Origin of the sequence: Polynucleobacter brandtiae, assembly GCF_002797575.1 — a bacterium.
GTDB lineage: Bacteria > Pseudomonadota > Gammaproteobacteria > Burkholderiales > Burkholderiaceae > Polynucleobacter > Polynucleobacter brandtiae.
In genome coordinates this window covers 163,981-185,464 of record NZ_PGTX01000002.1, presented here as the reverse complement: position 1 = coordinate 185,464, position 21,484 = coordinate 163,981, and the positions used below count along the sequence as shown (strand labels likewise).

Here is a 21,484-nt window from a genome sequence, read left to right as displayed (position 1 = left end):
TTCTTTTGACTTTTTTAAGTTGGAGATCCAAGACAAAAGTCGAGCCTCCCGTATTCACTTTTCTCATTCAGGCCGCCATTCTGGTGGCTTTACTGATGCATGGTTTACAACTGCATGACTCTGTTTTCGCGGCACAGGGCTTTGTATTTGGCTTTGCCCAAGATCTTTCTTTAATAGCCTGGGTCGGGCTCGCGTTTTACTGGTTCCAATCTTGGTTTTTACCTATCGCCAGTTTGCGTTGGATGGTTTTATTTTTTGCACTACTTTGTTCCGCCTTGCCGATGCTATTTCCCGGAACTATCATTTCACCGGCTGCCGTTTCGGATCCTTGGTTTAAGGGGCACTTTATTGTGGCTACGATTGCGGTTGGTTTATTAACCTTGGCAGCAATGCACGCTATTTTAATGACCGTGCAGGATCGTGCCTTACATCGCCAATTAGCGATTGCCCCCATTGGCCGCTCAGCGCATTGGCTGGAAGATCTGCCACCATTGATGACGATGGAAAGTCTCCTATTTAATTTACTGTATGTGGGTTTTGCTTTGTTAAGTCTGACGGTATTCTCAGGCTTGCTGTTCTCACAAACCTTATTTGGCAAGCCTTTGGTTTTTGATCACAAAACAATCTTTGCCTTACTTTCTTGGTTTTTATTTGGCAGTTTGTTAATTGCGCGCTGGAGTGTAGGTTTGCGAGGGCGCGTCGCACTGCGTTGGGTCTTAAGTGCCTATACGGCATTGTTACTGGCCTACGCAGGCAGTCGATTTGTTTTAGAAGTGATTCTTCAAAGAGCGTGATATTTTGACTAAGTGGATTTTATTATTTGCTGGTGTGATCATTTTTTATTTATGGTTCAAAGGCAAAAATCGGGCGAAGGTCAGTGCGAACCGGGAATTACGAGCTTCAGCCCCACAGTCCAAAAGGTCAACTCCTGAAACGATGGTGCAATGTCAGTACTGTCAATTGCATTTACCAAAATCGAGTGCCCTCATCAATGAAGAGCGGTATTACTGCTCTGCGGGGCATCTGAATGCGATCGATGCCTCAGGTTGGCTGGGATCTGCTTTTTGGAGAGCATCCCCAAATCAAGACGCCAGACCAGAGGGTATGAATCCTGATTTAATGGTCATTCATCACATCAGCTTGCCTCCAGGGGGCTTCGTTAAGGGCCGTTGCACTCAATTTGTAATTGATTTTTTCCAAAATAAGTTGGATTCCGATTTAGACCCCTACTTTAAAGAAATTGCTAATCAGACTGTTTCTAGTCACTTTTTGATTGCCCGTAGTGGCGAGATTTTTCAATTAGTGTCAACCCATAACAGGGCTTGGCATGCGGGGCTTTCATCCTTTTTGGGGCGCGAGAAGTGCAATGATTTTTCGATTGGAGTGGAGTTAGAGGGGGATGGCGATCATCCTTTTGAAGAAATTCAATATTTGTCGCTGGCAAACTTATCGGGGCAATTGCACTCAATGTACCCAAATCTTGCTTTTGCTGGACATAGTGATATCGCTCCAAATAGAAAAACAGATCCAGGCACCTCCTTCGATTGGGAAAAGTTTCGGACAAAAAGCAACATCTCATCAGAAAAATTACCCTTTGGATTACATTCTCGCTAGTGCTAATTTTAGTATGTGAGTACTCGCTCACTTTCTCACCCTTTGCATAAAAGGGGAGAATATCCTGCACCAAAATGGTAGCAAAATCAGTAAAACCCCCAGGGAAAATACTTACAATTATTTGAGATAACTACCTTACTTAATTTCTATTTTTTCCCTATACTTAGTATCAAATTCAATTTCAAACACTAGATGTAGTGGTTGAAGACGGTATTACATAATCGATTTTTAATAATTTTTTGTCCAAATAACTATAAATAAGCAGGAAACAGATGACATACGCTAACCCTCAGACAGCTGAACAAGCCACCAATAGCAATAGCCCAGGAATGAACCCTTCGGACTCTATGAGTCAGGCCCCATCTGCCGGCTTTACTGCCGGCGGCATTGGTGGTGGCCAAGCCACTCAGCTGTCCGATTACAAAATTATTCGACGCAATGGTTCCGTTGTGGCATTCGAGCCCTCCAAAATTGCGATCGCGGTCACAAAAGCATTTTTGGCAGTAAATGGCGGTCAAGGTGCGGCTTCAGCACGTGTTCGCGAGCAGGTAGAGCAATTAACCCATGCGGTCGTTCGCGCCTTATTGCGCAGTCGTCCCAATGGCGGTACTTTTCATATTGAAGACATCCAAGATCAAGTTGAATTGGCCTTGATGCGCAGTGGCGAGCATAACGTTGCTCGTGCTTATGTCTTGTATCGCGAAAAGCGAAACCAAGAGCGTGTTACTCAGCAAGGTGCAGCGCAAGAAAGTCAGGCTTCGACCGATGCCGCTCAATCTGGGCTGAAGGTAAACGATAACGGCCAAGAGAAATGGCTCGATATGGCGGCTTTGCGTACGATTATCGAGGCTGCCTGCGAAGGTTTGGGCACTCAAATCGTTGCAGGCCCGATCATTACTGAAACCATCAAGAACTTATACGATGGTGTGCCATTGGCGCAGGTATATGACTCCGCTATTTTGGCTTCACGTACCCTCATTGAAAACGACCCAGCGTATAGCCAGGTTACTGCACGTATTTTGATGCACGTGATTCGTAAAGAAATTTTGGGTCGCGAGGTATTGCAGGGTGATATGCAGGCGGAATACGCGCCTTACTTTGCTAATTACATTAATGAAGGCATTGCTGCTGAGTTGTTAGACCCACGTATGCGTGAGTTTGATTTACCAAGATTGGCTGCCGCATTAGACGCAAGCCGCGATTTGCAGTTCAACTACCTTGGTCTACAGACTTTGTACGACCGCTACTTCTTGCATATTGAGGATCGCCGTATTGAAATGCCGCAAGCGTTTTTCATGCGTGTCGCCATGGGCTTGTCTTTAAACGAGTTGGATCGTGAGCATCGCGCCATTGAGTTCTATGAAATCCTTTCTAGTTTTGATTTCATGTCCAGTACGCCAACCTTGTTTAATTCAGCTACGACACGTCCGCAGCTATCAAGCTGCTATTTAACGACTGTAGATGATGATTTGGAAGGCATTTATGAGGCGCTCAAAGAGAATGCACTCTTATCTAAATTTGCTGGTGGCTTAGGTAACGATTGGACCAATGTTCGCGCCTTGGGAAGTCATATTAAAGGTACCAACGGTAAGTCCCAAGGTGTTGTGCCTTTCTTAAAAGTAGTTAACGACACGGCAGTTGCAGTCAATCAAGGCGGTAAGCGTAAGGGTGCAGTCTGTGCTTACTTAGAAACATGGCACTTAGACATCGAAGAGTTCCTAGAGCTGCGCAAGAACACTGGCGATGATCGTCGTCGTACCCATGACATGAATACTTCCAACTGGATTCCTGACTTGTTTATGAAACGCGTCATGGAGGGTGCTGATTGGACTTTGTTTACACCATCTACAACCCCTGATTTGCATGACAAGTACGGTAAAGCATTTGAAGAGGCTTATGTTGCTTACGAGAAAAAAGCGGATGATGGTCAATTAAAGCCATTCCGCCGTATTCCTGCACAGCAACTCTGGCGCAAAATGTTGGGTATGTTGTTTGAAACGGGTCATCCATGGATCACATTTAAAGATCCTTGCAATATCCGTAGCCCACAACAGCACATCGGCGTAGTGCACTCATCAAATTTGTGTACTGAAATCACGCTCAATACCAATGAAACTGAGATTGCTGTTTGTAATTTAGGCTCTGTGAACCTAACGGCACACATGACAACAGATGCATCTGGCAAGATGATTTTGGATCACGAGAAGCTGCAAAAGACAGTGCGTACTGCAATGCGTATGCTCGATAACGTGATTGACATCAACTATTACGCGGTTGCTAAGGCGCGGAATTCAAACTTAAAGCATCGCCCTGTTGGTATGGGCATCATGGGCTTCCAGGATTGCCTGCACATGCAGCGTATTCCATATGCAAGTGATGAAGCAGTGCAGTTTGCAGACTCTTCGATGGAAGCCGTTTGTTATTACGCCTATCAAGCTTCAAACGAATTGGCTGAAGAGCGCGGTGTCTATACGACCTATAAGGGCTCATTGTGGGATCGCGGCATTCTTCCGCAAGACTCAGTAGCGATGTTGGCTGAGCAACGCGGCGGTTATTTAGAAGTTGATAGCTCCTCCACAATGAACTGGGAAGGTCTACGTGCGCGTATTAAGCAGTTCGGTATGCGCAATTCAAACTGCGTTGCCATCGCACCGACTGCGACGATTTCCAATATCATTGGTGTGTCGGCATGTATCGAGCCTACATTCCAGAATTTGTTTGTGAAATCCAACCTTTCAGGTGAGTTCACGGTAGTCAATGAATATTTGGTACGCGACTTGAAAGATCGTGGCTTATGGGATGAAGTGATGATTGCGGATTTGAAGTACTTCGATGGCACTTTATCCAAGATTGATCGTGTTCCACAAGATTTACGTGATTTGTACGCTACTGCTTTTGAAGTAGAGCCAAGTTGGTTGGTTGAAGCAGCATCCCGTCGTCAGAAGTGGATTGACCAGGCACAGTCACTCAATATCTATATGGGCGGCGCATCTGGTAAGAAATTGGATGACACGTATAAGTTGGCTTGGTTGCGCGGTCTAAAGACAACGTATTACCTTCGCACCATGGCAGCGACTCATATTGAGAAGTCTACTGTGAAAGGCGGCCAACTTAATGCGGTTTCTAGCGGAGGTGGTGTGAGCGGTACGGATGCAGCAGCAGCGGCTCAAGAATTAGATGGTCCGGCATGCACGATGCGCCCAGGCGATGACGGATTTGAAGAATGTGAAGCATGCCAATAAGCCGTTTGCTTATTGGACCTAGGAAAAAAAATTGAGGAGAAGTTTATGTTGAATTGGGAAGAGGAAGTTGCCCCCGCATTTGTAAAATCAGGTCTTGTGGATCAACCAATGGTTGCAGAGCCACAGCGTCCAAAGCTGGATGAAGTTGCTTTGGCTCCGTTGGCGGCAATCGTTGCCGAAAAAATGACCAGTCGCGTCAATGTAGCGGATAAGCGCATTATTAATGCCAAGACTGATGTAAACCAGCTCGTGCCATTCAAATATAAGTGGGCGTGGGAGAAGTATTTAGCTGGCTGTGCAAACCATTGGATGCCACAAGAGATCAATATGAACCGCGATATAGCGCTTTGGAAAGATCCTAATGGCCTCACAGAGGATGAGCGTCGCATTATTAAGCGCAATCTTGGTTTCTTCACAACGGCCGATTCTTTAGCGGCAAACAATATTGTTTTGGGAACGTATCGCCATATTACTGCTCCAGAGTGCCGTCAATACTTGCTACGCCAGGCTTTTGAGGAAGCGATTCATACCCATGCCTATCAATATATTGTTGAATCTTTAGGCTTAGATCAGAGCGAAATCTTCAATGCGTATAACGAAATTGAATCGATTCGTGCCAAAGATGAGTTCTTAATTCCGTTTATTGATGTATTAACTGATCCAAACTTCAAGACAGGTACATTAGAAAACGATCAAAAGTTGCTTCGTTCACTGATTGTTTTTGCTTGCGTCATGGAAGGTTTGTTCTTTTATGTTGGTTTTACGCAAATACTTGCAATGGGTCGTCAAAACAAAATGACGGGTGCTGCTGAGCAGTATCAATACATCTTGCGTGACGAGTCTATGCACTGCAATTTTGGTATTGATTTAATTAATCAAATTAAGCTGGAGAACCCACAGATATGGACTTCCGAGTTCAAAGATGAGATCAAATCGATCTTCGAAAAAGCGGTGGAATTAGAGTACCGTTATGCCGAAGATACGATGCCTCGCGGAGTGCTCGGATTGAACGCGCCAATGTTCAAAGGTTACCTAAGATACATCTGTAATCGCAGATGTTTGCAAATAGGACTTGACGCCATGTTCCCAAATGAAGAGAATCCATTCCCATGGATGTCAGAAATGATTGATCTGAAAAAAGAACGAAACTTTTTTGAGACACGCGTTATTGAGTACCAAACTGGTGGTGCACTAAGTTGGGAGTAGTAGCTTACTAAAAAGTGCATAGCCGGCTAAATAGGAGAGTAGACGGTTGGATAGTTTTAAAAGTCAGCAAAACCAGGCTCAAATCCAAAAACCCTTATCCAAGGGTGTCTGGACTACTCTCTCTATTTTTTTTAGCAAATTTAAAAAGCCGTTGTCCCTTGGGGCAACGGCTTTTTTTCCAAGATTCATTAGCGTGCAGCACCTAGCATCAAGCCGCGCGCGGATGAATAGCTCGCTCGTCACCCAATATGTTGCAAAGCAAGGCGGGATTGAATGGTCGGGTTTTCTTAATCGGTAGTTCGTATTCATCTTCACGTGAAGGAGTATTACTATGGCAATCGCCAAGAAGAAAGTTGCTGCAAAGAAGCCTGCTGCTAAAAAAGTAGCTGCTAAGAAGCCTGCTGCTAAAAAAGCTGCTGCTAAGAAGCCTGCTGCTAAAAAAGTTGCTGCAAAGAAGCCTGCTGCTAAAAAAGCTGCTGCTAAGAAGCCTGCTGCTAAAAAAGCTGCTGCTAAGAAGCCTGCTGCTAAAAAAGCTGCTGCTAAGAAGCCTGCTGCTAAAAAAGCTGCTGCTAAGAAGCCTGCTGCTAAAAAAGCTGCTGCTAAGAAGCCTGCTGCTAAAAAAGCTGCTGCTAAGAAGCCTGCTGCTAAAAAAGCTGCTGCTAAGAAGCCTGCTGCTAAAAAAGTAGCAAAAAAAAAGTAAGTAAGCCTGCTGCGAAGAAAGCGGGCAAGGCAGTAAAAAAGCCCGTGGCTAAAAAAGTTGCCGCTTCAACTACGTTGAATCCGGCTGCAGCTTGGCCCTTCCCAACTGGTACACGCCCATAAGTTTTGACTTGTGAGCGGGTTAAGTTCAAAGGGATCTCTCGCGAGATCCCTTTTTTATTACCATTTGATCGTCAAATGCCCCAGATAAGGGGTATTTTTAGCCCTGATGGGGTTTTAAAATGCAAAACCAAAGGCGGATTTAAATTGAGACACGATCTCATCTTTGCTGATGTGATGATTTTGAGGTCCTTGGTGGGCAATTTTGATCGAACCCATTAAGCTGGCCAATCGACCAGTGGATTCCCAGTCCATGCCATTCTCCAATCCAAAGAGCAGTCCCCCACGAAATGCATCACCACATCCTGTTGGATCAACTATTTTTGCTGCTGTCACGGGCGGAATGGCAATACATTTGCCGTCAAAGTAAATATCTGCCCCTTCAGCGCCTTTGGTTACTATCAAAGCCTTCACTCTTTCTGAAATTTTTGCCAGACTAAGTCCAGTTCTTTGGGAAAGCATTTCGCCTTCATAGTCATTAACCGCGAGATAGCTGGCTATATCAATCAGCTCTAGCAGCTCTGGACCATTAAACATGGGCAGACCTTGGCCTGGATCAAAGATAAATGGAACACCAGCTTCGGCTAATTGGTGACAGTGCTCCCACATGCCTTGACGACCATCGGGTGCAACAATGCCAAATTTTGCGGTGCCTTTGGCGCTTTGCGTACGCTCTTGTATTACCGCTGAGACTAAATTGAGATGAGATTCATTCATCGCTCCTGGATGAAATGCCGTGATTTGATTATTTGCTTGATCCGTAGTGATCATTGCTTGGGCTGTAAAACCAGCCTCTATTTGACGAATGTGTGTCGCATCAATTTGCAATTGATTTAATCGGTCTAGGTAAGGGCCTGCGTCATTTCCGACTGTAGCCATGATGATAGGGTCGCCACCCAATAAATTGAGGTTGTAAGCAATATTGCCTGCACACCCACCGAATTCGCGGCGCATGGTCGGCACTAAAAAGGCCACATTCAGAATATGAATTTGTTCAGGCAAAATTTGATCGGCAAATTTGCCTTCAAAGTTCATGATGGTGTCGTATGCGATTGAGCCGCAGATCAAGCTGGCCATAAGTTACTTTCTAATAATAGATAAATGAATGAAGGAGTGGCTAGGGTAAGTACCGGTGTGATGTTCAATTTTGGATCAAGCTCAGGGATAAAAAACACGAACACGATATCCTGCAGCGTTTTGCGGAAGAGATAGCGGCAGTTCTAAGCGATAGATTGCACCGGAGGGAGCGCCGCGGAGTGAAAAATTGGGATGCGATGTTTGCCAAGTACTTGGTACCCAATCTTTTGGAGTCAGCCGAATAAATTGCATTTCAGATTCCTCAGCATCAGTGAGTGAAATTTCTAAATTCGGAAATAAAACAGGGATCGCAAGACGATTTTGTATTTCCACTTGCAACACAGATTGATTTGCAGCTGTTTTAAGGCCTTCTCGCGAGTTTTCTGATGCGAGGGTGGCGGTAGTTATTTTCCATGCAGAGAAATCGCTTGTAGAGCGATTGATGCACCCTAGCGCGCGACATAATTTTTCATCCACTTGCTGCAAAATTGAAAATGCACTTGATGCTATCGGTGAAGATGTTCCATCAACGCGTGTTGCGAGCGCTGGCAAAAGCGCATTTCTTGAAAGGTGCTCAGCAAAAAGTATGAGCAGAATAAAAAACAGACCTAAGGCAATAAATTTAAGGCTTTTTTTTTGAGTTGACGCGAAAGAATGCTGGGTGTCATCCATTTTTGTATTGAGAGTGCCATGCAAGCAAACCCATCCGTCACTCTCTTTCCAAACAGCTAGGGTTAACCATTGGCTATAGGTTGCGATGACCTCTTCTGCTTGGCGCGCTAGAACGCCAGATAAAACAATTTTTCCGCCAACACGCATCTTATTCACTAGTGCAGGTGCGAGCACTTGAAGTGGGTTTGCCAAGATGTTGGCCATCACGATGTCATATTTTGTCTGCGCTGCTAATTCCGGCTCGCCAGCATTGGGCAGAACAAATCGGATTATTGTGTGATTGATTTCCGCATTGCTGCGAGCAGCCACCATGGCTTGAGGATCGATATCCGTCCCTACAACTGGGCTACAGCCTAATTTTGCTGCGGCAATCGCAAGAATTCCAGATCCACAGCCGTAGTCTAAGAGACTTTGATTTTGAAGGTGGCTGTTTTGCTCAAGCCACAGTAGGCATAGGTGCGTTGTGGGATGGCTACCAGTACCGAATGCTAGCCCTGGGTCAACTGCCAAACAGATCGCGTTTGGGTCGGTAGGTGCTTCATGCCAAGAGGGAACCACCCAAATACGCTCACCAATTTGAATAGGGGCAAATTGACTTTGCGTTAAGCGCACCCAATCTTGCTCCTCAACAATTCTTTCTTGAGGTGTCGGTAGATGAAATCCGGCCACCTTGAGAGAGCTTAAGAGTTCTGGAATGAAATGTTCGGCTGCAGAACCATCAATCTCTGGATTGAATAATGCTGTGACCGAGGAGCGATCCCAGGCCTGAACTTCGGGAGAGAGACCTGGCTCGCCATAGAGGGGATTCTCATCGTAACCACCGGCAGCATCATCTTCCACCGTGACTGAAAGTGCGCCTAGCTCTAACAAAGCATCACCAAAGGGCTCTGCAATTTCTGCGGGTACTGTAAAAACTAACTCACGATAAGACATGTATTACCCACTTAGATGAAATGAATTGCACATTAGGATCAAGACCTTCAACTCTTGTCTTGCGGCTTACGGCTTACCGCGACTAGCGGCCTGTTCTTCGAGGCGATGCTCCAGGTAGTGAATACTGGTACCACCCTCAATAAAGTTAGGATCAAGCATTAACTCGCGGTGCAGTGGCACATTGGTAGTAATGCCATCGATCACCATTTCAGAGAGGGCAATTTGCATCCTGCGGATTGCCTGCTCTCGAGTATTGCCATAAGCAATCAATTTTCCGATCATAGAATCGTAATGAGAGGGCACTACGTAGCCACTATAAGCATGAGAATCTACCCGAATACCAGGGCCTCCTGGCATGTGAAATGAACCAATGCGACCAGGACTGGGGGTGAACTTAAATGGATCTTCTGCATTTAGGCGGCATTCAATGGCATGACCGCGAAAGACGATATCTTTTTGGCGGTAACTTAGTTTGAGACCAGCTGCAATCCGAATCTGCTCCTGAACAATGTCAACACCGGTAATCATTTCGGTTACTGGATGCTCGACTTGGACGCGGGTATTCATCTCAATAAAGAAGAATTCACCATCTTCAAACAGAAATTCAAAAGTACCGGCACCGCGATAACCGATTTTTCGACATGCTTCAGCACAGCGCTCGCCAATTTTGGCGATCAAGCGACGATCAATACCCGGTGCTGGTGCTTCTTCAATTACTTTTTGATGGCGACGCTGCATAGAGCAGTCACGCTCACCTAGCCAAATAGCATTTCCATGGGTATCGGCCAAAATTTGAATTTCTACATGGCGAGGCTTCTCTAGAAACTTTTCCATATAGACTTCAGGATTACCAAAAGCGCGACCAGCTTCTTCTTTGGTCATATTTACAGCATTGATCAATGCCGCTTCGGTGTGAACAACACGCATTCCACGTCCACCACCACCGCCAGCAGCTTTGATGATGACTGGGTAGCCTACTTTTTTAGCTGTGGCAATAATTTCTTTTGGGTTATCTGGCAAAGCCCCTTCAGATCCTGGTACACAAGGAACGCCCGCCTTGATCATGGCGCGTTTAGCAGACACTTTGTCACCCATTAAACGAATGGATGCCGAGGTAGGGCCGATAAAAGAAAACCCGGATTTTTCTACTCGCTCTGCAAAATCGGCATTCTCTGACAGAAAGCCATAGCCTGGATGAATCGCTTCTGCATCAGTCACTTCTGCCGCAGAAATGATGGCTGGCATATTGAGGTAACTGAGGGTGGAAGGGGGAGGTCCAATACAAACGGCCTCATCTGAAAGTTTGACGTATTTGGCTTCTTTGTCAGCAGTTGAATACACCACTACCGTCTTAATTCCCAACTCACGACAGGCGCGTTGGATACGAAGTGCAATTTCACCGCGGTTAGCGATGAGGATCTTAGTGAACATATAGGCCGATCTAGGTGATGATGAAAAGCGGCTGGTCAAATTCAACCCCTTGACCGTTTTCACACAGGATTTGCTTAATTACGCCATCTTTTTCAGATTCAATTTCATTGAGTAGTTTCATAGCTTCAATGATGCAGAGGGTCTGTCCAATCTTGACGGTATCGCCTACATTGACAAAGTTTGCAGATTCCGGATTTGCTGCACGATAGAAAGTACCAACCATAGGAGAGCGAGCCACAAAACCAGTTTCAGCCGGAGCTTCTTGAGGAATCGGCGCCTCAGCAACTGGCAAAGTCATTGCTGCCGGATTGCCTTGCATCTGCTGTATCGGAGCATGATTAGCATAAACAATCTGGCCCGCTGGCGCTGAAGATCCAGCATTAACAATACGCACTCGGTCTTCACCCTCATTCACTTCTAATTCAGAAATACCTGATTCAGAAACAAGGTCGATTAAGGTTTTTAGTTTTCTCAGATCCATGGGAGGAATTCCTTTTTAGTAATACTGAACAGATATTTATGGGTTTAAACGTGCAATAGCCGCTTGTAGGGCCAGCTCATAGCCAATGGGACCTAAGCCACAAATCACGCCAGTGGCAATATCAGATAGGTAAGAGTGCTTGCGAAACTCTTCACGTTGATGGATGTTGGAAAGATGCACTTCTGTGAATGGAATGGCAACACCTGCCAAGGCATCCCGCAAGGCAACGCTAGTATGGGTAAAGGCGCCAGGATTAATGATGATGAAGTCGATGCCATCTTGTTTGGCTTTTTGAACGCGGTCAATCAACTCGCCCTCATGATTACTTTGAAAAGTCGTTAGACCCACAGACTCTGACTTTGCAATCGCTTCAAGCTTGGTATGAATATCTTGCATCGTGGTTTTGCCATAAACCTCTGGCTCGCGTGTCCCCAGTAAATTGAGGTTTGGGCCTTGAATAACAAGAATTGAGATATTTTTTGACATTTATCAGTCTTTTTAGCAACAGTTAAGTTAGATTCAGTATCTGAGCCGGGGTAAATTTTTAAATAAAAAAATACTAATTTACCCTGTCGAACGGTTTGCAAAGCTCTCAAATGAGTATAACCCTGACGCCTGTAAAAAAGCCCAAAACTGACGCTTGTTTCTATTTTTTAAGCGCCTTAAACAAAAAAATAGGGCTGATTAGGCTGAAATAATGCTTAAAAAATACTTAGGGGAAATAATTTAATGGATGGTAAAAACCAACAAAACTGCTTATAAAGCGGATTTTATGTATTTTCTAAGCTCTTCTTCGCTTATCTTGCCAAGCTTACTACTTGTAGCTTTACCCTGGGCATCAATCACAACGGTGTACGGGAGAGCGCCCTGAGTATTGCCCATTTGCTTTGACAGACTACTACCTTCTAACCCTCCAATAACAATGGGATAAGAAACAGGAGTACTTTCTAAGAATTGACGAATGTTAGAGGGTGAATCGATGCCAATGCCAACAAATAAGACATTTTGACTCTTAAACTCCGCCTGTAGTTTGTCTAGGGTGGGCATTTCCTCTACGCAGGGAGGGCACCAGGAGGCCCAAAAGTTCACCACTAAGATTTTTCCCTGCCACTGGCCTGTATCAACTGCATTTCCGTCTGGTGTTTTCCAAGCATTAGCAAAAAAAGCTTTAATTGCTGGATCTTTTGCGAGGCCTGCTTGATAAATCCATTGGGAGGTCAGCACGCCAGCAAATAATGCCAAGGCACCTGTAATGGCAACGATTACCCATTGTCTTCTGTTCATTCCAACTCCTTCGCTAAAATTCAATAATGCATATTCATATCTTAGGCATTTGCGGTACTTTCATGGGCGGCATTGCCGCTATCGCTCGGCAGGCCGGACACCGCGTTACTGGCTGTGATGCCAACGTTTATCCGCCAATGAGCACGCAGCTTGAAGCTCAGGGCATTGATCTTATTGAGGGATTTTCGTCGGATCAATTATTACAGTTTCAGACAATGCCCGATTTATTTGTGATCGGCAATGTTGTCTCTCGCGGCAATCCGTTGATGGAGGCTATTCTTAATCAGGGTCTCCCATACACCTCGGGCCCACAATGGCTTGGTGAGCAGGTCTTATTTGGTAGGCACGTATTGGCAGTGGCGGGTACTCATGGAAAAACAACGACTTCAGCCATGCTGGCCTGGATCTTGGAATTCAACGGCTACAAGCCAGGGTATTTAATTGGTGGCGTGCCACTCAATTTCACAGTTTCAGCTCGCCTAGGTGAGGGCCAATATTTTGTCATTGAGGCAGATGAATATGACACAGCTTTTTTTGATAAGCGCAGCAAATTCGTGCACTACCGGCCCCGCACTGCCTTACTCAATAACTTAGAGTTTGATCATGCGGATATTTTTGCAGATCTACTAGCTATTGAAACCCAATTTCATCATCTCGTGCGAACGGTGCCTAGTGATGGTTTACTAGTTGTGAATGGCGAAGAGCCCGCTTTAGAGCGCGTGATTGAGCGGGGTGCATGGACTCCAGTAGAGCGTTTTGGCCAAGCTGAGAAAAACGAATGGTCTTTGATTTCTGAGGCAGGTGACGGCTTTGCGGTGATGAGGGGGGGTAAAGCCCTGGCTACTGTGACCTGGGCGGCAGATTCAGGAGTCATGGGCCGCCATAATCAACTCAATGCATTAGCCGCTATTGCGTCTGCAAATCACATTGGCATTACGCCTGCTGATGCTGCCAGAGCGCTAGCAGAATTTAAAAACGTTAAGCGTCGCCTAGAAACAATTGGGATTGAGAATCAGGTTACGGTCTATGATGATTTCGCGCATCACCCTACAGCAATTACCACTACTGTAGATGGCTTACGTCGACGTGTTGGTCAGGCGCGCATTTTGGCCGTGCTCGAGCCGCGCTCGAACACCATGAAATTAGGCGTTATGAAAGCGCAGCTACCGGCTAGCTTAAATGCGGCGGACAAAATATTTGCGTACGGCGCAGATGCCGGAAAAGAATCGTTGGGGTGGGATTTAAATGCGGTGCTATCCCCACTCAACATTTCTGAGTTAAATCGTGCCAGAGCCTACGATAATATCGATGCGTTAGCGCAAGCAATTGCACAAGAGGCGAGACCTGGTGACCATGTGTTGGTCATGAGTAATGGTGGATTCGGTGGAATTCACCAGAAAATCTTAACTGCAATTAAAAAAATAGCATTAGATAAAGATCAGAAACCAGAAAGCGGGTTAATCCGATGAGATTAAAGGATAAGGTAGCCATCATCACGGGAGCTGCTAAGGGAATTGGTTTTGCAACTGCTCAGCGTTTTGCTCAAGAGGGTGCAAAGGTGATGATTGCGGATATTGATCCAGAGGCAGTGAACGCTGCCGTCGATCAAATTCCGGGGTCTGAGGCCTATGAGGTCAATGTCACCGATCGTGTGAGTATTCAGGCAGCGGTAGACCAAATTATGCAGCGCCATGGCCGGATTGATATTTTGATTAATAACGCAGGGATTACTCAAGATGCCCGTTTGGTCAAAATGACCGAAGCGCAGTTTGACGCAGTTATTGATGTCAATCTGAAGGGTGTATTTAATTGCGCTCAGTTGGTGGTGCCACACATGCTAGAAGCTGGTCGAGGCTCTATCGTGAACGCCTCTAGCGTTGTGGGCATTTATGGAAACTTTGGGCAGACAAATTACGCTGCGAGTAAGTTTGGAGTCATCGGTTTTACCAAAACTTGGGCTCGAGAACTCGGGGCTAAAGGAGTGCGTGTGAATGCAGTCTGCCCAGGTTTTATTGCCACTGAAATGGTCAATGCAATGCCTGAAAATATTTTGCGCGATATTGAGCGGCGAAGTTGGCTCGGGCGACTCGGAACTCCAGAAGAAATAGCGAATATCTATTTATTTTTAGCAAGTGATGAAGCTAGTTATGTAAATGGTGTTGCACTTGAAGCCAGCGGCGGGATCTCTCTTTAAATATGCATCTTTTATATGAGGAGGGTGGTGACATCAAGGTCGCCACAGTGCAGTCAGCATCCGGTAGTGGGGATACAGAGTCCTGGCAAGCCACTAGTCTGTCTGGTAAAAAAATCAAGCTTAAGGCTAAGGAAGTCTGGCTTCGATTTGAAAAGCCTGAGCCACAAGCATTAATGGATGAGGCTAGTACGCTAGCTAAAGAAATCGATTTACCATTTGTATGGGACTGTGCTCCCGATGAAGAGTTTAGTCTGGTAGATGTAGCGCTTGAATACTTTGGCGCTGGAGCTAATATTTTTCAACAGACTGCCTTAGCTATTGCGTTACAAAGTGCCCCCGTGTTTTTTCGTCGCAAAGGGCGCGGACGATTTCAGAGGGCGCCGCTAGAGCAGTTGCAAGCGGGCTTAGCTGCTATAGAGCGCAAGCAAAAAGAATCAGAACAACAGTCTGTTTGGCAAAAAGAATTGGTTTCCGGAGTTTTCCCTGAAGCGCTTGCATCGCAAGCAACCCAGCTATTGTTTTCTCCCGATAAAAATACTTCAGCATACAAAGCATTTATTGCAGCTTGTACAGAGTCAGGTGAATCTCCAGCGCAACTGATGATCCGATGTAAGGCGATTGATTCACCTTTAGATTATCACCAAGGGATGTTTTTGAAAGCCCATTTTCCTGGTGGTTCTGCTCACGATACTTCACTAATGGTAGATCAGGGAGTCTTTGAGCAGGCTATTGCAGGACTCCCTGTAGCCGAGGTCATTGCCTTTTCTATTGATGACGCTGGCACTACAGAAATCGATGATGCTTTATCAGTAACGTCCATTGATGGAGGTGGTCATCGCATTGGTATTCATATTGCGGCTCCAGGACTGGTTATTACTAAGGATGATCCTTTAGATCAAGCTGCCCGTTCACGCATGTCTACAGTGTATTTTCCTGGGGATAAGATTACGATGCTGCCCGATGCGGTGATTGGGCAGTTCTCATTGGATGAGGGCGCGCCACGCCCAGCTTTATCGATTTATGTGGATCTTGATGGTGCGGGAGTAGTGGATAAAGATTCTTTGCAGTTGCGTGCCGAGATGGTTCCAATGGGCTCCAATTTACGCTTGGAAAATCTAGAGCATCAGGTAACTGAAGAAAGCTTGCTTGATACGCAGGCTCAATTCCCGTATCGCCAAGAACTGTCGGTGCTTTGGAATGCTGCCAAGCTGTTACACGCAGGTCGCCAAGAGCAACGGGTCGTTAATGGATTGCGCCCAGAAAAATTAGGTGTCATTGACCCTAATGCGCTGGCAAGAGATTTCCATTTTCAAATTCAGGAGCAAGATGGCGTCCAGCGTGTAGACATTACTGCGCGTCAACGGGGATCTATTCTCGATACGATTGTGGCCGAGTGGATGATCTACTGTAATAGTGCATCGGGACGTTTATTGGCTGACCATGGTTTACCTGGACTCTTCCGCACTCAAAAGGGCTGGGGCCCGTTGCGGACCCGCATGCAAACTACTCCAGGGCCACACGAGGGCTTGGGTTTGGATTACTACGCCTGGTGTACATCGCCCCTACGTCGCTATTCTGATTTGGTTAATCAATCACAACTGCTGGCAATTGCTAAGCATGGTGTTACGGCAAAAATGGTTGCTCCTTTTCCGCCACGAGATGCGGCTTTAATGGGCATTGCTGCTGACTTTGAATCTTGTTATCAGGCCTATGGTGAATATCAAGACCGACTTGAAAAATACTGGTGCTTACGCTGGATCGGACAAGAGGCGCTGCCTAAGCAAGTATTTGTAAGGCATTTGAAAGAGGGTATGTCACGGTTAGAGCCTATTCCTTTGCACTTATCCGTGCCGGAGTTGGCAACGCATCCTCGCATGACACGTGCAGAAGTCATGATTGATGATGTAGATCTATTGCAACTGAGTGCTGGAGTGCGGGTGCTTCATATTGTCATACCTGAAGTCATTGTGAGTGATGTCAGCGCTACCTAGATTGAGGTCCTCCTTAGCTTTCTTGCAAGGCCACTGGCAGCGTCACCCGTTCCGCTCAGCTTTGTGCATATCGATTGTTCTGCATCTTATTTTTTTATCTTTTCGTTGGGGTATTGGAGAGATCCAGAGCAGACGCCTTAATACGCCACTCAGTGTAGTGTTGGTGAATGCTAGTAATCAAACCAGTCCAAAGCAGGCAAGTAAGTTGGCTCAGGCAGATTTGAGTGGTGGTGGCAACACCTCAAATCAAGATGCAACGGCAATGCACCGTGCCAGGCTAGGTAGTGAGGCGCGAGTGGAGGTATTAGAAAAACAACAACAGCAGATGTTGGCGAAGCTGGACGCAGAAAAAGCACTTTCTGGTGGTCGCAAAAGTGGTGATGAGAAAAAGGCAACATCACAACTCAATTCTCTTGAGGCTGAGTTAGCTAAGCGCTTACAAGTGAGTGGACGTGAGCCACGCCGTAAGGTCTTAACGGGCGCCAGTACTAAGGCAGTGGTGTTCGCACAGTATTACGATGCGATGCGTCAAAAAATTGAGACCTATGGCAGTGCTTTTTTCCCTCGGGCCAATGGCCGACCCTTATATGGCAGTTTAGTCATCGTGGTGAGCGTCGATTCTCAAGGCCGCATTGCAAGCAATCTAGCAGGTAAGGATGGGCTCAGTATCGGCCGCAGTTCAGGCAATCCCGAATTAGATCGTCAGGCCTTGGCAATCGTGAGAGCATCTGCTCCATTTGGACCCTTTCCAGCTGAAATGCAACGTCAGATTGATATTTTGGATTGGATTTCTACTTTTGAATTCACACGAGATGGTTCTGACCGCCTAGAGTTACGCCGTTAATCAAAATACGCTTATCCTGTAGCCAATATGAGTCAACACCAAATAATCGAATTTAATCTGGACCCCACTCAATTTCCTGGCTTGGATGTCTATGCAGTTGCTGGCAACCCCATAGCCCATAGCAAGTCTCCTGCTATTCACCAACGATTTGCAGAGCAGTCACAGCAAGCCATTCACTATGGACGCTTACAGCCTGCGCTGGATGGTTTTGAAACGGCAGCCAACGTATTTTTTGCTGCCGGTGGCAAGGGGATGAATGTAACGGTTCCGTTTAAGTTGGATGCCAAAGCTTTCGCTCAAGAATTAAGTCCACGCGCACAACTAGCGGGTGCTGTAAATACTTTATCAATCCACAATGGAAAAATTGTTGGTGATAATACGGACGGCGCTGGCTTAGTGCGAGATTTATTAGCGCAAGGTATTCGGATGCAAGGTGCTCGTATTCTGGTTTTAGGTGCCGGCGGTGCTGCTCGGGGCGTATTAGGTCCTCTGTTGGATCAACTACCGCAACAACTGGTCTTGGCTAATCGCTCTGCTCCCAAAGCAGATGCATTGGTGCAGTTGTTTTGCGAGCTAGCGAGTACGCGCCAGCTTACTCTGCAGTCTGCCCGCTTGATTGACTTAGAGGGCTCTGTAATCACTAATGCTCCCTTTGATTTAGTCATTAATGCAACTGCAGCCGGATTAGATAATGCATCACCTATTAGTGATTCAGTGGCGAATAATATTTTTTCACCGAAGTCATTTGCTTACGATATGGTTTATGGACAAGTTACGCCGTTGATGCGGCAAGCATTACAAAGAGGTGCCCGCGTCAGCGATGGATTGGGGATGTTGGTTGAACAAGCCGCTGATGCATTTCTGATCTGGCGTGGTTCACAGTGGAGTGAAGCGATTGATCCTCGCGCGGTATTGGACGAGCTACGCAGCATCTAACTACCTTTGGATTAAATACCGATGCGCTGGCTTAGATATTTTTTAAAGTGTATTTTCGGTGGCTTTATCGCCATGCAGATCTACTTTGTAATTCAAATTGGCTTATGGGTTTTCATTAACCCTAGCAGTACCGCCTTTCAGCGTGCAGAAGATTGGCGTTTATGTGGTCTGCGTTGGTCTTGTGCAGTCCAATCCTCCTGGGTGCCTTACGACAAGATTTCCCTCAATCTCAAACGGGCTGTGCTTGTAAGTGAGGACGATATTTTTTTTCAGCATGCGGGTGTGCGGGTAGAAGATATGCAAAAAGCCTGGTCAAAAAATGCACAACGCAAGCAAAGCAACCCCGTTAATAGCGCCCAATCCAGTACAGCATTACGTGGTGGATCCACTATCACGCAGCAGTTAGCTAAAAACCTGTTTTTATCCTCAGAGCAACATTATTTCCGCAAGGGGCAGGAGCTCATCATTACTGGCTTGCTTGAGCTAATGCTTCCCAAGAAAAGACTTTTTGAGGTTTATCTCAACTCAGTAGAGTGGGGTGAGGGTATTTTTGGTATTGGAGCAGCATCACAACATTACTTTGGGATTGCACCTAATGCATTAGGTCGTGAGCAATCGGCAGCATTAGCTTCTGCTTTGCCGGCACCTAAGTGTTTCGACAAAGCCCAGTATTGCCGCAAGGCGAATATTCATTTCCCAACACGACAAAACTTTATTCTAGAAAATATGGATAGAGTGGCCTTGGCGCCAACCACCCCGAAGAAATGAGATCACTAGTGGCCCAGCCATCACCGAGACAGTAAGTCATGTAATCGTTTATTCAACACTAGCTAAACCTAGTGCATCACGAGTAGTAAAGGCTACTTTTCTGGCAGCCTCGGCAAAATCAGGGCCTGCACTCGCGTATAAAATTGCCCTTGATGAGTTAATCATCATGCCTGTGCCGGGCTGATGAGTAATACAGCCCGCTTTGACGGTAGCGTTAATATCGCCACCTTGAGCACCAATCCCTGGAATAAGTAGGGGCATCTCTCCAACAATGGCTCGTACTTGTGCGATTTCTTCTGGGAAAGTGGCTCCAACGACTAAGCTAATTTGTCCGGAGGCATTCCACTGCTGTGCGGCTAGGGTTGCTACGTGCAGATACAGGGGTTGACCATCCGGGGTCACTTTCAGAAATTGTAGGTCTGAACCTCCGGGGTTTGAGGTGCGACATAAAACAATGACCCCTTTTCCTGGGTGGGCAAGGTAAGGCTCAATGGAGTCAAAGCCCATATAAGGGTTCACAGTGACCGCATCGGCGCCATAGCGCTCAAAGGCCTCAAGGGCATACTGCTGGGCAGTGCTTCCGATGTCCCCCCGCTTGGAGTCCAGGATCACGGGGATATGGGGGTATTTATCTTTCAGGTAGCCAATGAGCTTTTCAAGCTGGGCTTCAGCCCTTTGAGAGGCGAAGTAGGCAAATTGTGGCTTGAAGGAACAAACCGCATCCGCAGTAGCATCTGCGATTTCACGACAAAACTCAAAGAGACCCTCAGGCCTTCCCTGAAAGATCGCGGGTAGGCGCTTAGGATCTGGGTCAAAACCTACGCACAACATGCTACCTTGGGAGGCCCACACAGACTGGAGTTGTTGGGTAAAGGTATTTGAGCTTGAGTTCATTGGATTTAAATTTATTTTAGTGAAACTGTCATGTTCTATAGGATAAACTAGCGCACATTCCTTAGGAGTTCACCATGATCAACCTGTTCGTCCTGCAAAACGGCCGGCTCTCTCAAGAGCAAGTGGAAGATCGCAATGAATTGTTGCAGTATTCAAACCCGATCTGGATCGACGTTGTTGATCCTGAAGAGGAAGAGCTCATTTGGATTAAAGAAGCTTTTGGCGTTCTTCTACCTGAATTAGATGATTTAGGCGACTTAGAAGCTTCTGCGCGATATTTTGAGGCCGATGATGGTCATCTCCATATTCGTACCGATTTCTTACTGGACGAACAAGAAACCTCTCGTAACGTGCGGGTAGCTTTTGTACTCACTAAGCAAGTTCTCTTCTCGATTCATGATGAGGATTTACCGGTTTTCCGTTTAGTTCGTCTGCGGGCGCGTTTACGTCCTGGTTCAGTCAGCAATGCCAAAGATGTCTTGCTCGACTTGTACTCGACCGATGCTGAGTATTCTGCCGATGCCCTAGAAGAGGTTTATGAAAATCTCGAGCAAGCAGGTAAGCGGGTTTTACAAGATGACATTACCGATAACGATGCAGAAGAAGTGCTCGAAACTATCGCCAAAGAAGAGGACACGAATGGACGTATCCGTCGCAATGTAATGGATACACGCCGTGCGTTGTCTTTTTTAATGCGCAGTAAATTATTGTCTGATGAGCAGCAGGAAGAGGCGCGTCAGATTTTGCGTGACATCGACTCACTAGAAAACCACACTGCATTTTTATTCGACAAGATTAACTTCTTGATGGATGCAACTGTTGGTTTTATTAACTTGAACCAAAGTAAGATCATCAAGATCTTCTCGGTGGTATCGGTCGCCTTAATGCCGCCAACCTTACTAGCCAGCGTCTGGGGTATGAATTTCCGTTACATGCCTGAGCTCGAGCAAACCTGGGGTTATCCAGTGGCCATCATCTCAATGATGATTTCAGCGATGATCCCATTGTGGTACTTCCGTCATAAGGGCTGGCTAAGCTCCCGTTAATCTTTGGTTTAATTAAGTACTGAGTCCGGCACTTGGCCACAAATTAAGCTAT

General features: G+C 46.2%; 20 protein-coding genes and 1 pseudogene. 12 read left to right on the top strand and 9 right to left on the bottom strand.

What is annotated here, in order from left to right; translation table 11 throughout:
* Positions 1-5 precede the first annotated feature (5 nt).
* From B0G85_RS04995 to B0G85_RS04970, 5 genes are all read left to right on the top strand, one after another.
* Positions 6-794 carry a cytochrome C assembly family protein gene (locus tag B0G85_RS04995; protein ID WP_232725949.1) on the top strand — a complete coding sequence of 263 codons (789 nt, stop codon included), beginning with the start codon at positions 6-8 and terminating at the stop codon, positions 792-794.
* Between the two features lie 4 nt (positions 795-798).
* Entirely contained in the window at positions 799-1,614 is an 816-nt protein-coding gene (ampD, locus tag B0G85_RS04990; protein WP_255408132.1) for a 1,6-anhydro-N-acetylmuramyl-L-alanine amidase AmpD, read from the top strand.
* Between the two features lie 272 nt (positions 1,615-1,886).
* Complete coding sequence (locus B0G85_RS04985; RefSeq protein WP_100379358.1) at positions 1,887-4,856, top strand: ribonucleoside-diphosphate reductase subunit alpha; 2,970 nt, start codon at positions 1,887-1,889, stop codon at positions 4,854-4,856.
* A gap of 45 nt (positions 4,857-4,901) precedes the next feature.
* Positions 4,902-6,062: a ribonucleotide-diphosphate reductase subunit beta gene (locus B0G85_RS04980; protein WP_100379357.1), complete on the top strand. Its 1,161-nt coding sequence runs from the start codon at positions 4,902-4,904 to the stop codon at positions 6,060-6,062.
* 331 nt (positions 6,063-6,393) lie between these two features.
* Positions 6,394-6,762, top strand: coding sequence for a histone H1-like repetitive region-containing protein (locus B0G85_RS04970; protein WP_157799289.1), 369 nt, complete (start codon positions 6,394-6,396; stop codon positions 6,760-6,762).
* On the opposite strand, the gene B0G85_RS10465 is transcribed toward B0G85_RS04970, so the two are convergent.
* The 8 genes and pseudogenes from B0G85_RS10465 to B0G85_RS04940 all read right to left on the bottom strand — a co-directional run bounded on the left by B0G85_RS10465 (position 6,737) and on the right by B0G85_RS04940 (position 12,759).
* Entirely contained in the window at positions 6,737-6,913 is a 177-nt protein-coding gene (locus B0G85_RS10465) for a hypothetical protein (RefSeq protein WP_157799288.1), read from the bottom strand. The genes B0G85_RS04970 and B0G85_RS10465 overlap by 26 nt on opposite strands.
* Positions 6,914-6,998: 85 nt before the next feature.
* Positions 6,999-7,958: a carbohydrate kinase family protein gene (locus tag B0G85_RS04965; RefSeq protein ID WP_100379355.1), complete on the bottom strand. Its 960-nt coding sequence runs from the start codon at positions 7,956-7,958 to the stop codon at positions 6,999-7,001.
* An 81-nt stretch (positions 7,959-8,039) separates the two neighbouring features.
* A complete protein-coding gene (locus tag B0G85_RS10380; RefSeq protein ID WP_232725965.1) occupies positions 8,040-8,630 on the bottom strand; it encodes a DUF3426 domain-containing protein in 591 nt (196 codons plus the stop codon).
* Between the two features lie 12 nt (positions 8,631-8,642).
* Positions 8,643-9,563: pseudogene (gene prmA / locus B0G85_RS10375) on the bottom strand (50S ribosomal protein L11 methyltransferase); the annotation flags it as partial.
* 66 nt (positions 9,564-9,629) lie between these two features.
* Positions 9,630-10,994 (bottom strand): acetyl-CoA carboxylase biotin carboxylase subunit, encoded by a 1,365-nt coding sequence (gene accC / locus B0G85_RS04955; RefSeq protein ID WP_100379353.1) that lies wholly within the window; start codon positions 10,992-10,994, stop codon positions 9,630-9,632.
* A gap of 10 nt (positions 10,995-11,004) precedes the next feature.
* Positions 11,005-11,475 carry an acetyl-CoA carboxylase biotin carboxyl carrier protein gene (accB, locus tag B0G85_RS04950; protein ID WP_100379352.1) on the bottom strand — a complete coding sequence of 157 codons (471 nt, stop codon included), beginning with the start codon at positions 11,473-11,475 and terminating at the stop codon, positions 11,005-11,007.
* 36 nt (positions 11,476-11,511) lie between these two features.
* Positions 11,512-11,961 carry a type II 3-dehydroquinate dehydratase gene (gene aroQ, locus B0G85_RS04945; RefSeq protein ID WP_100379351.1) on the bottom strand — a complete coding sequence of 150 codons (450 nt, stop codon included), beginning with the start codon at positions 11,959-11,961 and terminating at the stop codon, positions 11,512-11,514.
* Between the two features lie 270 nt (positions 11,962-12,231).
* Complete coding sequence (locus B0G85_RS04940; protein WP_100379350.1) at positions 12,232-12,759, bottom strand: TlpA family protein disulfide reductase; 528 nt, start codon at positions 12,757-12,759, stop codon at positions 12,232-12,234.
* A 26-nt stretch (positions 12,760-12,785) separates the two neighbouring features.
* Here B0G85_RS04940 and mpl point away from each other — a divergent pair, with 26 nt between their 5' ends.
* The 6 genes from mpl to mtgA all read left to right on the top strand — a co-directional run bounded on the left by mpl (position 12,786) and on the right by mtgA (position 19,492).
* Entirely contained in the window at positions 12,786-14,228 is a 1,443-nt protein-coding gene (gene mpl, locus B0G85_RS04935; protein WP_100379349.1) for a UDP-N-acetylmuramate:L-alanyl-gamma-D-glutamyl-meso-diaminopimelate ligase, read from the top strand.
* Entirely contained in the window at positions 14,225-14,953 is a 729-nt protein-coding gene (gene fabG, locus B0G85_RS04930; RefSeq protein ID WP_100379348.1) for a 3-oxoacyl-ACP reductase FabG, read from the top strand. Before mpl ends, fabG begins: the two co-directional genes overlap by 4 nt.
* A 2-nt stretch (positions 14,954-14,955) precedes the next feature.
* Positions 14,956-16,944 carry a ribonuclease catalytic domain-containing protein gene (locus B0G85_RS04925; RefSeq protein WP_100379347.1) on the top strand — a complete coding sequence of 663 codons (1,989 nt, stop codon included), beginning with the start codon at positions 14,956-14,958 and terminating at the stop codon, positions 16,942-16,944.
* 163 nt (positions 16,945-17,107) lie between these two features.
* Positions 17,108-17,788 (top strand): energy transducer TonB family protein, encoded by a 681-nt coding sequence (locus B0G85_RS04920; RefSeq protein WP_232725948.1) that lies wholly within the window; start codon positions 17,108-17,110, stop codon positions 17,786-17,788.
* 27 nt (positions 17,789-17,815) lie between these two features.
* Positions 17,816-18,724 (top strand): shikimate dehydrogenase, encoded by a 909-nt coding sequence (aroE, locus tag B0G85_RS04915; RefSeq protein WP_100379345.1) that lies wholly within the window; start codon positions 17,816-17,818, stop codon positions 18,722-18,724.
* A gap of 21 nt (positions 18,725-18,745) precedes the next feature.
* Positions 18,746-19,492, top strand: coding sequence for a monofunctional biosynthetic peptidoglycan transglycosylase (gene mtgA, locus B0G85_RS04910; RefSeq protein WP_100379344.1), 747 nt, complete (start codon positions 18,746-18,748; stop codon positions 19,490-19,492).
* A 48-nt stretch (positions 19,493-19,540) separates the two neighbouring features.
* Here the strand turns inward: mtgA and pyrF are convergent, their stop codons facing one another.
* Complete coding sequence (gene pyrF, locus B0G85_RS04905; RefSeq protein WP_100379343.1) at positions 19,541-20,386, bottom strand: orotidine-5'-phosphate decarboxylase; 846 nt, start codon at positions 20,384-20,386, stop codon at positions 19,541-19,543.
* Between the two features lie 74 nt (positions 20,387-20,460).
* Between pyrF and corA the strand changes: the two genes are divergently transcribed.
* Positions 20,461-21,432, top strand: a complete 972-nt coding sequence (corA, locus tag B0G85_RS04900; RefSeq protein WP_100379342.1) for a magnesium/cobalt transporter CorA — start codon at positions 20,461-20,463, stop codon at positions 21,430-21,432.
* The last annotated feature ends 52 nt before the right edge of the window (positions 21,433-21,484 follow it).

Excerpts from the sequence above, each read along its gene's own strand:
- B0G85_RS04985 (WP_100379358.1), top strand. The coding sequence starts at position 1,887 with ATGACATACGCTAACCCTCAGACAGCTGAACAAGCCACCAATAGCAAT.
- B0G85_RS04980 (WP_100379357.1), top strand. The coding sequence starts at position 4,902 with ATGTTGAATTGGGAAGAGGAAGTTGCCCCCGCATTTGTAAAATCAGGT.
- B0G85_RS04970 (WP_157799289.1), top strand. The coding sequence starts at position 6,394 with ATGGCAATCGCCAAGAAGAAAGTTGCTGCAAAGAAGCCTGCTGCTAAA.
- B0G85_RS04965 (WP_100379355.1), bottom strand. The coding sequence starts at position 7,958 with ATGGCCAGCTTGATCTGCGGCTCAATCGCATACGACACCATCATGAAC.
- B0G85_RS10380 (WP_232725965.1), bottom strand. The coding sequence starts at position 8,630 with ATGGATGACACCCAGCATTCTTTCGCGTCAACTCAAAAAAAAAGCCTT.
- accC (WP_100379353.1), bottom strand. The coding sequence starts at position 10,994 with ATGTTCACTAAGATCCTCATCGCTAACCGCGGTGAAATTGCACTTCGT.
- accB (WP_100379352.1), bottom strand. The coding sequence starts at position 11,475 with ATGGATCTGAGAAAACTAAAAACCTTAATCGACCTTGTTTCTGAATCA.
- aroQ (WP_100379351.1), bottom strand. The coding sequence starts at position 11,961 with ATGTCAAAAAATATCTCAATTCTTGTTATTCAAGGCCCAAACCTCAAT.
- B0G85_RS04940 (WP_100379350.1), bottom strand. The coding sequence starts at position 12,759 with ATGAACAGAAGACAATGGGTAATCGTTGCCATTACAGGTGCCTTGGCA.
- mpl (WP_100379349.1), top strand. The coding sequence starts at position 12,786 with ATGCATATTCATATCTTAGGCATTTGCGGTACTTTCATGGGCGGCATT.
- fabG (WP_100379348.1), top strand. The coding sequence starts at position 14,225 with ATGAGATTAAAGGATAAGGTAGCCATCATCACGGGAGCTGCTAAGGGA.
- B0G85_RS04925 (WP_100379347.1), top strand. The coding sequence starts at position 14,956 with ATGCATCTTTTATATGAGGAGGGTGGTGACATCAAGGTCGCCACAGTG.
- aroE (WP_100379345.1), top strand. The coding sequence starts at position 17,816 with ATGAGTCAACACCAAATAATCGAATTTAATCTGGACCCCACTCAATTT.
- mtgA (WP_100379344.1), top strand. The coding sequence starts at position 18,746 with ATGCGCTGGCTTAGATATTTTTTAAAGTGTATTTTCGGTGGCTTTATC.
- pyrF (WP_100379343.1), bottom strand. The coding sequence starts at position 20,386 with ATGAACTCAAGCTCAAATACCTTTACCCAACAACTCCAGTCTGTGTGG.
- corA (WP_100379342.1), top strand. The coding sequence starts at position 20,461 with ATGATCAACCTGTTCGTCCTGCAAAACGGCCGGCTCTCTCAAGAGCAA.